Genomic DNA, 13,087 nt, shown 5'->3' with positions numbered 1-13,087 from the left:
CTTTAGATCCAAACCCACAGGGTTTAATTCTAATTATTCTCAAACACCTCTAATACTTCCGGCAATAACTCCCGGCTGCAGGAAAAACCATTTCCTGATTCTATCGTCTCATCACCCTCCGTATCACAAAATATACCCCCTGACTCTTGGAGAACGGTTAACAAAGGAGCCGCATCCCAAATATTTAACACCGGATCAAACATCAAGTCCGCCCTTCCCGTTGCCACGAGCATGTGTCCGTATGCATCCCCCCAGGTACGATGAATACGCGTTTTTTCGACCAACGCATCAAATACCTCCCCATAACCAAACTCGGCCGAAGTATATACATCCGTGCTCATAAAACTGGCCTCGGACAGATCATCACAAGAACGCACGCTGCATCTCTCTCCATTCAAACGCGTTCCTTTATCTTTCGCCGCTTCACAGAATTCATCCAGCGCCGGAGCGTAAATAATGCCGATCACCGGCTCTCTATCAATAACCACTCCAATCAGCGTGGTATACAGTGGTACACCGTGAATAAACGACTTTGTTCCGTCGATGGGATCCAAAATCCACTGCACACTGCTCTCGGGATTATGATCGTCATGCTCTTCTCCCACAATTCCGTGCTTAGGAAACCGGCTTATGATCTCCTCTCGCATAATCGTTTCTACTTCCCGATCCGCAACTGTTACCGGAGAATCGTCCGACTTGCGCTCCACATCAAAGGATTTATTAAAATAGTTGAGCGTACGATCACCGCCCTTTTTCGCAATTTCAATGGCCGCCTCGTGTACAGTATCTAAATCAAATTTCATGTGTACTTAAACTCTTAGGGTGATTATTTTAGCAGCTCAAATATAGAATTCAGAATTCGGAATTCAGAATTCTGCAGAATTAGTATTTCTAAATAGGTTTTATCTAATTTCACATGACCGATTCACAGATTTTTAGCAGTATAGCACAGGAATTAAATCTTAAATCCAAGCAGGTTAAAAGCGTTGCTGACTTTTTGGATGACGGGGCCACTGTTCCCTTTTTGGCCCGTTATCGTCAGGAGGCCACCGGCGGACTCGATGAGGAAGATATCCGTAACGTGCGTGACAAACTGGAATTCCACCGCACGCTCGAAGATCGCAAGAAAACTATTCTCAAGACTATTGACGAGCAGGATAAGCTCACTGACGAGCTGGAAGAAAAAATCAAATCATGTACTGATCTGAATACGCTGGAGGATCTCTACCTGCCCTACAAGCCGAAGCGCCGCACCAAGGGCGATATGGCCAAGGAAAAAGGATTGGAACCACTGGCTGAGCTTATCTGGGAGCAAGAAATTGAACAAGGCGATCCCATGGAGTACGCTGCCAAATTTGTTGATGAAGAGCAGGAAGTTAAATCCGCGGAGGATGCCATGGATGGTGCCCTTGATGTCGTCGCCGAATGGATTAATGAGTCGGCCGACGTGCGGGAGAAACTGCGCGATATCTTTCAAGAGCATGCCGTAATTAAGACTGAGAAAAATCCCGCTGTAGAAGAACGCACCAATTTTGAGGACTACTACGAATTTTCTCAAAAGGCCAAACACCTGAAACCGTACCAGATATTGGCGATCAATCGCGGGGAGCGCGAAAATGTGCTGTTTGTGAACGTGGAGTTATGGGATGAGATCACGCTCGAAAATATTGACGATGTGGTCATCAAAAATGACAGAAGTATTTTTGTCCCAAAAATCCAGGATGCGGTGGAAGATGCCTATAAACGACTGCTATTTCCTTCACTGGAACGCGAGCTCCGTAACAATCTGACCGAAAAGGCTGACCAGCACGCCATCGAAACCTTTGCTACCAATCTATCAAATTTACTCATGCAGCCACCGCTTGACCACAAGGTAGTCATGGGCATCGACCCCGCGTATCGGAGCGGTTGCAAGGTGGCCGTAGTGGACGAGACCGGAAAGTACCTTGAGGGAGCAACCACTTATCCCACTCCGCCGCAAAAGAAAGTAGCTGAAGCAGAGGAAGTTTTTGATAAGCTTATTGACAAATACGATGTAAATCTTATTGCAATCGGCAACGGAACCGCCAGCAGAGAAACCGAGCAAATTGTGGCCAACTTCATACAGAAACGAAAAGAGAAACACCCCGATGAAGAACTCAACTATATGATTGTCAATGAAGCAGGGGCTTCGGTCTATTCAGCATCTAAGGTAGCTGCCGAAGAATTTCCGAATTTGGATGCTCCTCAGCGGGGCAATATCTCTATTGCCCGACGCGTACAGGATCCGCTGGCCGAGCTCGTAAAAATCGATCCGAAATCGATTGGCGTGGGATTGTATCAGCATGATGTGAATCAAAATCAGCTTGCCCAATCGCTCGATGATGTCGTTGAAAGCTGCGTAAATCAGGTGGGCGTGAACCTAAATACGGCAAGTGCTCCGTTATTGTCCCATATTTCCGGTCTAAGCAGCCGAGTAGCCAAACGTATAGTAGAACATCGGGAAACCGAAGGAACGTTCTCAAATCGCGAGCAAATAAAGGATATTAAAGGAGTTGGGGAATTTCGCTTCCAGCAGGCGGCGGGATTCATGCGCATTCCCGAATCTGGCAACCCGCTCGACAACACCGCAATTCACCCGGAAAGCTATGAGGCAACCGAAAAGCTCTGTAATCTTTTTAACATCAATTTGGAAAAGCTGAACGAGCAGACAGAAACAATTGCAGAAAAACTCCAAAATATTGACAAGCAGAAAGTTGCCGATCAGATTGGCGTTGGGGTTCCGACTCTCGAACTGATTATCGAAAATCTGCAGAAACCGGGACGAGATCCTCGAGAATCTCTGCCCAAGCCTGTGCTCCGAAATGATATTATGAAGATGGAAGATTTGAGTGAAGGTCAGGTGCTCGAAGGTACCGTTCGCAACGTCGTTGACTTCGGTGCTTTTGTGGATATCGGAGTGAAGCAAGACGGACTGCTACACATCTCTGAAATGGCCGATCGAAAGGTGGAAGATCCACACGATATTGTGGCGGTTGGAGATATCCTCAAACTCAAAATTGTATCGCTTGATCTGGAGCGTGGACGTATTGGATTATCGCTCGTAGATTAGTCTAATTGTAGACTTAAATTTTTAGCTAATTTGGGGTATAAATCGAGTTCTCCATCAGCACTTAAATCAATTCATTATAGGGACTAAATAGTCGTTTATTTGCTAACTGTTTTAGCCCCTTATTTTTCGCCAAGTTTTTATTTTGTATTGGAAATTCCTCTCCCCGATACAACAAAATATTGTCTGCAGATACCTATCCATTTCCTTTATCTAAATAAAATTTTCCGCCTAAACTCCCGAAAAAAATTAAAAATCCTACTACAGAAAAGAGGCTCTGAACTGTAGATTTAGAATTTACTGTAACTAACAAAGAGGTGTTTCTGCATTTTTAAATAAATTTCACATTAACTATTTATTCTATTTTACTGCTATTCATATATTTATAATTATTAACTATTGTACTGAAAAATTGTCTCCCAGCTACTATAAGGCTTAAACTTAAATTATTTAGGGGGATATTATCGATACAAATCCGATAATCAAACCCGCTATTATTACCTCATAAACCCTTGATATCATTAAATTTACCGCACAAAATATTATATCAGCAAACTAATCTTCTATAAACCACATATTTTCCACCTAAATAATTTAAGTCCCGCACGATATTAACACCGAACCATACTTAAAGTATTTTATAGGTTTTTGTCATAACTACCTATAAGGCAATATTTAATATTTATATACAATTGAAATATCACCACTCTTGACAATTTTGTTTTATCGCTTCTTTGCGTGTTATGGCGGAAATAATAAATCAAGTTACATTAATTGCCCTAAGTTATTGCAAGCCAATACGGTATTGATTCTTCTACCACTCTCTTTTCAATTTGCTCATTTTATATGCCAAATTGCCACACCGTTCCTCAAAAAAGAAATTCCGACTAAAATTTCTTCAAAATATACTTTTCTATTCTGCTAATTTATAAACATGCTTCACCTTAACATTACTCCCCAATGAGATAAGTTTAATGAGTAAATTTCATTCCTAATGACACGATCCACTTCAAATACCCCCCTTAGTACCTTCCAGCTTCCACTCCATTATCGGAACAGTTTTAACTCAAATATTCAATAGAAAAATGTTCTTCACCTCCACCCTTTTGTCCATCGATTCATACCAAAAATCTGTTCAAAAAAATGAATGAAACTTACCGCTATTCGCTATCTAATTGACCGGTGAAACTATAGGTTCTGCAGGCTTGGTATTTGGGATAAAAATGGCGGCATCAAATGCCCATAAAAAAACTTCCAAATCTTCCGAAATATTTAGTTTCCCGTCATGCATTTTTGCATGTAAAGAGGAGAAATCAAACAAGGTTGGTTGCTCTTTTATAAGCGAACGAAACTCATCATTTAGGTAAGGATTTTGACACTCCACACTACGCGCCGGGAAGGTCGTATTTTTAGAATTTTGCCCACACAACACCGCAATATTTAGCGCCTCTCCATCCATAGATTCAGCAAGTGATACCGCCAAGTTTCCCACATCCAATGCATTGTTTGGAGTCATCCCTCGGTACGCATGTCGGGCTCCAATCTTAATCATTAATCGCGGATTTTCTGCAGAAGAATTTTGAAAGAATCTCCATAAGTTTTTCCGCAGATATTTTGCCCGCACCTGGTTCGACGTATAATTATCATCATCGTTAAGTCGATATATCTCTATGCTTTTAATCAGCTCTGTCAATATCTGCTGAGCTTCAGGTATATCCTCAAAATGGGGTTTCAACTTCTCAATTTTCGCAGGAACATAAATAGAAATCGGATTAGGAATACCGTCAGGTAACTTTTTAAGACGCGGATCATCAACAGCCCCAGTTTCCCCGCGTACTTCCTGAACTAAATTGTGAGTTACTGAATCCGGCGCTAATGCTTCAAGTCGATCAAAAGCCATACCCGTAGTAAAGGCAAATACCTGATCTAATCCCCATACTGGTTCTTTTGTATTGCTGTGCTCGACAAATTCGTAAACCAGATCCCGTTCAGCCTTAAAATTATAAAAGGGAATAGCATTTGGGTATTCCTCAATAAGACTATTATAAACTTCTTTACCTTTCTTAAGACTGTCTGTCATTCTTTCGACCGTCCACGGACTTGCTTCCAGAGCCAAGTGATCAAACTTATTTTTTTGATCCAGGCTTGTAATCAGAGACTGTATCAATTTCGGAATTTCCTTTGTGGCATGCATCTCTCCTATGGTTACGACCGAAGCCTGCTTTGATTTCTGGATAAGCCACTTCCCTCCCTCTCCCTTGAGTTTGTCATTTTCTAAGGATAACTCATATCGATTTTCTTGCAATACTTCTTTCAACGATATTGAAGATTCTTTGTCTCTTTTATCCTGACCAAAAACCTGTGATACTCCTGTAAATAAGATTAGGATTAAAACGCTAAGCAAACCCACTTTATTCATAGTTTCGGTAAATTTTTATTACTATTGATCTTATTTTTCGAAGCTTTATTACTTCGTATAAAGCGTTTCATTGTTTCAATTTTTAAATATCTACAACATTAACCAATTTTTATGAATTATCAGCAGCTTACCGAACAGTATCATATCCCCGTTTATAACCGTTATCCGGTTACATTAACAAAAGGGAATGGTGCCTATGTTTGGGATGACGAAAACAACAAATATCTCGATGCCCTGGCCGGTATTGCAGTCAATAGTTTGGGGCACTGTCATCCCAATGTTGTGGAAGCAGTACGCAAACAGGTTGGAGAACTGATGCATATTTCCAACTTCTATTACAGTAAATCACAGGCTCAATTGCTCGAATTATTATCCAAAATTTCGGGTCTGGATAAGGGTTTTATATGTAACAGTGGCGGAGAAGCAATGGAAGCCTGTCTTAAAGCGGCCCGCAAATACGGGCAGGCTCATCAGAAAAAAGGTCCGATGTTAACCGTTAGCAATGCATTTCACGGACGTACGATGGGGACTATATCTATGGGTATGGATAAATATTCGGAGGGCTATGACCCGCTTTTAAGCGGTTTTCAGCAGATTCCGTTGAATGATGTAGATGCGTTGAAGCAAAATTTCGATGCCGACACGCTTGGGATTGTCATCGAACCCATACAGGGCTCGGGTGGACTTCATGTAGCATCACAAGAATTTATGGATACTATTCAGGAGCTTTGCGATCAACATAATGCTCTTTTAATTGTTGATGAAGTACAAACCGGTGTTGCACGCACCGGTAAAATGTTTGGCTTTGAGCATTATGGGGTTCAACCTGATATCATTGGGATGGCCAAAGCAATGGGTGGAGGTTTCCCGATCGGAGCGATGGTCTGCTCTGATAACGTTGCAGAAACGATGAGTTATGGAGATCACGGTAGCACCTATGGAGGAAATCCACTGGCTTGTGTCGCTTCACTGGCAGCATTAAATACCGTCCTTGATGAAAACCTGACGGAACAGGCCGCTAAAAAAGGCAATTTCCTCAAACATAAAATTGAAGACCTAAGCACCGATATTTCCGAAATAGTTGATATTCGCGGGCGGGGGCTTATGATTGGCGTAGAGCTTTCTTTTGAAGGGCGCGAGGTTGTAGAAGAAATGATGCATCAGAACGTGCTATCAAACTGCACACAAGGAAACGTCATGCGATTAGTGCCACCTTTGGTAATCAACGAAGAAGGTTTATCAACCTTAGCAGAGGTATTGATCTCAGCAATTAAAAAAACATCCCCATAAGGAAAACAAAATGGCAACTTTTTTGTTATAGTTAGTGAAAATCAAATATGCAACATATGGGGATGTCTTTGTATCGCTTTTTAATCGTAGTTCTGACCAGTGGCTTTCTACTGCTGGGCGTATATAAGCAGAGCTTCTCGCAGGAAACCGACACATCACGTGTTACCATTGAACAAGAAGATGAAGCTAACGCTCCCATCCAGCTCGACCAGCAGTACAACCGATCGGTCTCGGGCGGAGCACTTACCGATATGGGTACTTATGATGTGCCTTCATCCTCGCAGTATTATCAAGCTCCTCTTGAAGCACAAAAAGAGTTGGATCAATTCATGAAAGAGTACCGAAAAGAAATGGAGAAAAGTGCCTATTGGCACTTTCTAAGAGCCGTAAGCCCTTATATTCGACTACATCTAGGTGTTCGTGATTTCAATAACCTGCAAATTGTGGGACGTGATAATCCGCTGTTCCAATCGTACCAAAACAATGAAAAGCGACAGTAATATATTGGGATCAATCAAATAATTGTTCAAAAACGCTTTTTACTTTGCTGAGATCTTTATCCGTAATCTGAAAATGAAAGGTAGCACGAAGCGTTTGAGGTCCAAATGGGACAACCCGTATTCCATGCTCATCCAGCTTTTCAATGGCTTGTTTGGCGGATATATTTTTAACATCAAAGATCAAAATATTGGTTTCTACTGAATCCAAATCTATCGAAAGTTCGGAACATTCACTGATAACTTCTGCCAATTCCCGAGCCCTGCGATGATCATCTTTTAACTTTGGCAGATGATTTTCGACAGCATAATCAGCGGCGGCGGCTAATAATCCAATTTGACGCATTCCCCCGCCCCACATTTTACGCATGCGCCGTGCCTCAGTAATATTTTCTTGGGATGAAAGAATCATCGACCCCACCGGCGCACCGAGTCCTTTACTAAAGCAAACCGACATCGTATCAGCAACACGACTGTAAAATGTCGGCTCTGTTTGTGTCGCTGTTATGGCGTTCCATATCCGAGCACCGTCAAGATGAACTGACAAATCATTTTGAGTGGCAAATGAGCTTATTGCCGCCAGTTCTTGTTCGGTATAGCAGCATCCCCCGCCTTTATTGGTTGAGTTCTCTAACGCGACAACTTTCGTTCGGGGCTCCCATTCATTTTGTCCGCGGATGACATCCTTTAACTGATCCGCTGAGAGTTTACCCTTCGTTCCTTGCAACGGTCGGAGTAATACTGATGAGAGATGCGAAGCCGCAGTAGATTCATAGTTAAAAATATGTCCTGTTTCCTCGATGATTACTTCATCACCCTGATCGGTTAGTATATTGACGGCTAACTGATTAGCCATCGTGCCACTGGGTGTAAAAAGTCCGGCTTCAAAACCGAACATGTCAGCAATCTTCTTCTCAAGACCATTTACCGTGGGATCTTCTCCAAATACATCATCCCCCACTTCGGCCTCGGCCATTACCTGTCGCATTTCGGGAGTAGGTTTGGTTACGGTATCGCTTCGTAGGTCAATCATCCTTTTTTTATATTTGTATTGTACTCATCCCCTTGGGACTAAGTGGAATGATATATTCATTAGTTTCTTTGGCTTATATTAAGATTCTTACCACCTTAAAAGTAATAAAAGAACTTTTGGGTAGTTCATCTCACTTCGTTTTTTCCAATATGCTGTAGAAACTCTCAGTATCAATGTTGGTGCCACAGACGATAATTCCCACATTTTTATTCATGACCTCATCCGAAAGCGGTCCTGTTGCTGCCGCCAAGGCCGAGGCACCGGCCGGTTCTACAGCCAGCTTCAGTTCCTCAAACATCATGCGCATAGTTTGTGCCATCTTCAAATCAGTTATGGTAATAACTTCATCTACAAAACGCTGACACAGCCCAAAGCTATAGGGAGCTGCATGCGGCGCCCCAAGGCTATCGGCAATGGTATCGACTTCATCAATTTCGACCGGTTCTCCTGCTTTAAGACTTTTACTCATGCTATCAGCTCCCACCGGCTCTACCCCATATACCTTGCAATCAGAAATTATCTGTTTAACTGCTGCAGCAATACCCGCACATAATCCTCCGCCGCCAATAGGTACAATAACGGCATCCAATTCAGGTACATCCTGGGCAAACTCGAGTCCCACCGTTGCGGTACCCAGCGCGGTTTGTTCACCTTCGAAGGGATGGATAAATGCTCGATTTTCTTCTTTTTCGATCTCCTTAACCCGTTGAAAAGCCTCATGTACATCATCTACCAGCTCAACGGTAGCACCGTGTGATTTACATTTTTCCACCCGAAATGAATTCGCGGTTTTAGGCATGACCACCTTGGCCGTTGTGCCAAGGGATTTGGCTGCATAAGCAACAGCAATAGCATGATTGCCGGCACTCACGGCGGTGACTCCATTTTTGAGCTGCTCTTCTGTAAGATCCAGCATATTCATCAGCGCGCCGCGCGGTTTAAAACTGCCGGCATACTGAAAGAGCTCCAACTTTAAAAACACATTTGTTTTTGCACTTAACAGCTGATCTTTGACATCGCTTTTCCACTGCCAAACGGGCGTCCGACGAACTTTGTCACCCAGTTTTTCTCGTGCCCGTTCAACCTGTCTCGGAGTTGGAACTTTAATCGTTTCCATAGCTGAATAATTTTTTATCAGTTTTAAATAAACCTTGATGTCTGTCAAATACCTGACAGATCAAAGATGCCGGGTATTTGACAGTCCTAATAAATTACTCTTTTATACCGGGTAACCCTCCTGCGGGTTTATCATTGCCCCACCAACGCTCAGGGGCTTTGCGTTTACGCGGATAAATTTCATCAAGTGTTTCACCATTATACAAGCGGCCGTTTTTCATTACCCAGCGGACCGTGTTGGTATTACGGATTTCATCCAGTGGATTTTCATCCAAAATAACCAAATCTGCCAACTTACCTTCTTCGATGGATCCCACATCTTGATCTAAGCCCAATGACTTTGCTCCAAGTATGGTAGCCACTTTCAGAGCGTTATGATTAGTCATGCCGCCGGAATGTACCGACCACAGCTCCCAGTGGTAACCGAGTCCCTCCAGCTGACCGTGACTTCCAATACCGCCCCAGCCTCCAGCATTCACAAGATCTTTCATAAACTCTGCGTGCTTGTAAAAAGCGTGTTCATCCTTAGTAGCCCAGAACCCTCGTCGCCGTGCCTTCGATGCCAGCTCTGCATAAGGAGTAAAAAACGAAAGCTTGGGATCCTTATACGGCTCCTCATTGGCATAGAACCATTCCTCGGCCCACGGTCCGCCGTACGTAACCAACAGCGTGGGTGTTACCGCCATCTTGGATTCAGCGACAACATCAACCACTTCATCATAAATCGGATACACCGGAAAATTGTGTTCATGTCCGGGATAACCGTCAATAAGCTGGTTTAGGTTGATCTTCCAGTCCAGCGCACCTTCGGTTGTAGGCAGAATCTTCTGATCTTTCGCGGCCATCAGAATCCATTGGCGCTGCTGACGATTCCCCGCGATATACATCTTGATATACTTGGTATGATAGTACTCGCTGTATTGCCGCATTACATCCTTGGCATGATCGAGATCACGGATATCATATGCCCAGTATCCGAGCCCCGGTCCAGTTGAATACACGCGCGGTCCAAGCATTTTTCCGGCATTTACCATATCGCTATACGAAAGTACATCCGTGGTAGAGGTCTGCGGATCCCGTGTTGTAGTTACACCATAGGCAAGATTGGCCCAGTAATTCCAGATCTCATTTTTGTGGATGCCCCAGGTCGGCCACATATGAGCATGCGTATCCACTAATCCGGGTATAATGGTTTTGCCAGAAACGTCAATCACTTCGGCATCTTGAGGAGCATTAAGAGTTCCAGTCTTTCCCACTTCTTTAATGCGATTATCTTCGATCAGAATGTCTCCTTTTTCAATAACCTCATCGCCATCCATCGTGATGATACGAGCTCCCCGCAGAAGTGCGACCCCTTCGGGAATATCCTGCTCGTAAGTTACTTCAATTGGATATTCTTCCGGGCTGTATTTTTCGGGCTCATCCTCTTTTTCCTTCTCATCTTTTTGTTCTTTCTCTTCGGATTTTTCCTCATTCTCTGCAGCTTCTTTCTCCTGCTCTTCCTCTGCTTTTTGAGCCGCTTTCACGCTGTCTTCAAAAGCTTTGGCCTCATCCAGATCATACACAAAATGTCCATTCCCGATCGACCAGTGCACCTTACGCCCGCCCGTATCCCAGTGTGGAAACTGACCGCCGATTTCAGTCAGCTTTCGCGCGGGAAACTGAGCATTATCAGGATCAGCAACTGATATTTCGATTTTATCACCGACCTTCGGTACCGTAGCTACATAAATCTCATTATTGATCTGCGCCAGCGCCTGATCCCCTTCCGGGGCCATCGTAATCAGTGAGGCCTCACTTGGGGGATTATTCTCTTTGGCTGAAACAGGATGAAGAATACGCTCCTGGTGCGGTATGCCATTTTGATTACCAAATCCAGCCGTTGTAATACCGGTCATCTCTACATACTCTTTCTCGTCGGTACCATCCCATCGAATCGAAACCAGCGTATTATCATCATTGAGATAAATACGATCGTTATTTTTAACAAAATGGGGATTGGTTCGTCCATCGGCCTTGGCAACCAATGTTGCCTCTCCTCCATCGGCTGGAATCCATGAAATTTCATCAAGAGAACCAAAATAAGCACCCGGCCCGAGTCCGTCGTGATAATCTTCGGCGGCACCTTTCAGGAAAACAATTCGATCGCTATTGTACGACCATGCAGGGCTTCCGTAAACAGCTGCCTGCTCGGTAAGTTTCTGGAGATTTTGTCCGTTTGGCCTGACTTTATATAAGTGTCCTCCTTCATCTTCATCCCAGGTTGAAAAAGCAATCCATCGACCGTCGGGCGACCACGTGGGATGCGCCTCGGTAACATCCATATCCGTAACGCGACGCGGAGTACCATCGGGAAAGTCCATAACATACAATTTATTCATCACTGTAAACGTCAGCTGATCTCCATCCGGTGACGGCACGGCGTCTCTAATTTGGGTTGCAATAGCCTCTTGATCATCACTGATGGGATAGTCAAAATCCAGACGAGGGCCAAGTTCTATTTCGGTATCAACTTCAAACGGAATCTCTTTTGCTTCGCCGCCATCAATAGGGATTCTCCATATTTTTCCACCGTAATAGGCTACCAGCTCCTCACTATCCGGAGTGAATGACATCCCTGGATAAACACCCATCGTGGCGCGAGATTCCTGATCATCCCGCTGCACCGGATAGGCCAACCAGCGTTCATCACCATTGTCACGGTTACGAATCACCAAGCCCGTTTGATCTTCATATCGAGATCCGTAGACCAGCCACTTACCATCAGGTGATATAACAGGAGTAAAAGCTGAGCCGTATCGGGATGTAATTGTACTCGTTTCTCCATTTTCGCGGTCGTAGACCCCCACCTGAAACTGTGGAAGCTGTGCATTATAACTCCAGGCTCCCATACGCTGAGAATAGTAAATAAAGCGTCCATTGGGACTTACAGCCGGATCAATAGTTCTTAAATTCTCGGGCTCATCAATAAGTTGCACGCCACTTCCCCCATCTTTGTGGTACATCCATAGTTTGTTGGTCAATCCACCTTTAGCCGCAATAATATAGTCACCATCTGATGTCCACTCAGCAGAAGGATACCGATTGTCCTTACCCTTGGTAACCTGATGCAGCCCTTCAGTCTCCAAATTCATGTACCAAACCTCATCCGATCCGTCTCGATCGGAGGTAAACAGCAGATCTTTACCATCGGGACTATATCTCGGATGCGCATCAAAGGCCATTCCGTCGGTAAGCTGCTCAGCTTCACCGCCCTCAAAAGGCATGGTGTAGATATCACCCAGCAGATCAAAAGCAATTTGCTGACCGTCCGGACTCACATCCACCGATATCCAGGTTCCTTCCGAGGTACTTATGTTGATAAGGCGTTCCGCATCAAGCGGCAGATCTGTCTCTTTTGTCGTAGCGGTATCAGTCGTATCAGACTGTAAGGCCGAAAGTGAACTTAGGTTTAAATTTGTAGTTTCGAAGCCTTCTGCCTGACTATTCGAAATACTGATCAGCGTGCAAAAGGCAATGAAAAGAAGTGGTTTAAAAATTTTCATAGAGATCCCTTTTTCAATAAAAGTTTAGACCTCAACAAATAACAAGAATATGATAAAAATGGAAACGGGAAATATCTTTTTACACTTCACTGAAAATAG

8 protein-coding genes are annotated in these 13,087 nt (G+C 43.8%); 3 read left to right on the top strand and 5 right to left on the bottom strand.

Translation table 11 applies throughout. The features are described 5' to 3' along the window. Positions 1-29: 29 nt before the first annotated feature. Positions 30-803, bottom strand: coding sequence for an inositol monophosphatase family protein (locus ACQ4LT_RS04080; RefSeq protein WP_445664744.1), 774 nt, complete (start codon positions 801-803; stop codon positions 30-32). 113 nt (positions 804-916) lie between these two features. Between ACQ4LT_RS04080 and ACQ4LT_RS04075 the strand changes: the two genes are divergently transcribed. Then, on the top strand, positions 917-3,091 hold the full coding sequence (locus tag ACQ4LT_RS04075; protein ID WP_445664743.1) for a Tex family protein: 2,175 nt from the start codon (positions 917-919) through the stop codon (positions 3,089-3,091). A 1,168-nt stretch (positions 3,092-4,259) separates the two neighbouring features. On the opposite strand, the gene ACQ4LT_RS04070 is transcribed toward ACQ4LT_RS04075, so the two are convergent. Further along, a complete protein-coding gene (locus ACQ4LT_RS04070) occupies positions 4,260-5,507 on the bottom strand; it encodes a hypothetical protein (RefSeq protein ID WP_445664742.1) in 1,248 nt (415 codons plus the stop codon). A 111-nt stretch (positions 5,508-5,618) separates the two neighbouring features. On the opposite strand from ACQ4LT_RS04070, the gene ACQ4LT_RS04065 reads away from it, so the two are divergent. Together ACQ4LT_RS04065 and ACQ4LT_RS04060 are read left to right on the top strand one after the other, a co-directional pair. Further along, positions 5,619-6,797 (top strand): aspartate aminotransferase family protein, encoded by a 1,179-nt coding sequence (locus tag ACQ4LT_RS04065; RefSeq protein WP_445664741.1) that lies wholly within the window; start codon positions 5,619-5,621, stop codon positions 6,795-6,797. 56 nt (positions 6,798-6,853) lie between these two features. Continuing rightward, positions 6,854-7,297 (top strand): hypothetical protein, encoded by a 444-nt coding sequence (locus tag ACQ4LT_RS04060; protein ID WP_445664740.1) that lies wholly within the window; start codon positions 6,854-6,856, stop codon positions 7,295-7,297. Positions 7,298-7,307: 10 nt separating this feature from the next. Here ACQ4LT_RS04060 and ACQ4LT_RS04055 read toward each other — a convergent pair whose 3' ends face one another. The 3 genes from ACQ4LT_RS04055 to ACQ4LT_RS04045 all read right to left on the bottom strand — a co-directional run bounded on the left by ACQ4LT_RS04055 (position 7,308) and on the right by ACQ4LT_RS04045 (position 12,988). Beyond that, positions 7,308-8,327, bottom strand: coding sequence for a threonine aldolase family protein (locus tag ACQ4LT_RS04055; protein WP_445664739.1), 1,020 nt, complete (start codon positions 8,325-8,327; stop codon positions 7,308-7,310). Between the two features lie 130 nt (positions 8,328-8,457). Beyond that, the gene (locus ACQ4LT_RS04050) at positions 8,458-9,444 is read right to left on the bottom strand and encodes a threonine ammonia-lyase (protein ID WP_445664738.1); all 987 of its coding nucleotides are present in this window, start codon (positions 9,442-9,444) and stop codon (positions 8,458-8,460) included. Positions 9,445-9,538: 94 nt separating this feature from the next. After that, positions 9,539-12,988, bottom strand: coding sequence for an amidohydrolase family protein (locus ACQ4LT_RS04045; RefSeq protein WP_445664737.1), 3,450 nt, complete (start codon positions 12,986-12,988; stop codon positions 9,539-9,541). Positions 12,989-13,087: the final 99 nt, after the last annotated feature.

It is taken from the genome of Fodinibius sp. AD559, from assembly GCF_052712805.1.
The sequence above is the reverse complement of the archived record's forward strand: the minus strand, read 5'-3'. Positions and strand labels throughout refer to the sequence as shown.

Excerpts from the sequence above, each read along its gene's own strand:
- ACQ4LT_RS04080 (WP_445664744.1), bottom strand. The coding sequence starts at position 803 with ATGAAATTTGATTTAGATACTGTACACGAGGCGGCCATTGAAATTGCG.
- ACQ4LT_RS04075 (WP_445664743.1), top strand. The coding sequence starts at position 917 with ATGACCGATTCACAGATTTTTAGCAGTATAGCACAGGAATTAAATCTT.
- ACQ4LT_RS04070 (WP_445664742.1), bottom strand. The coding sequence starts at position 5,507 with ATGAATAAAGTGGGTTTGCTTAGCGTTTTAATCCTAATCTTATTTACA.
- ACQ4LT_RS04065 (WP_445664741.1), top strand. The coding sequence starts at position 5,619 with ATGAATTATCAGCAGCTTACCGAACAGTATCATATCCCCGTTTATAAC.
- ACQ4LT_RS04060 (WP_445664740.1), top strand. The coding sequence starts at position 6,854 with ATGGGGATGTCTTTGTATCGCTTTTTAATCGTAGTTCTGACCAGTGGC.
- ACQ4LT_RS04055 (WP_445664739.1), bottom strand. The coding sequence starts at position 8,327 with ATGATTGACCTACGAAGCGATACCGTAACCAAACCTACTCCCGAAATG.
- ACQ4LT_RS04050 (WP_445664738.1), bottom strand. The coding sequence starts at position 9,444 with ATGGAAACGATTAAAGTTCCAACTCCGAGACAGGTTGAACGGGCACGA.
- ACQ4LT_RS04045 (WP_445664737.1), bottom strand. The coding sequence starts at position 12,988 with ATGAAAATTTTTAAACCACTTCTTTTCATTGCCTTTTGCACGCTGATC.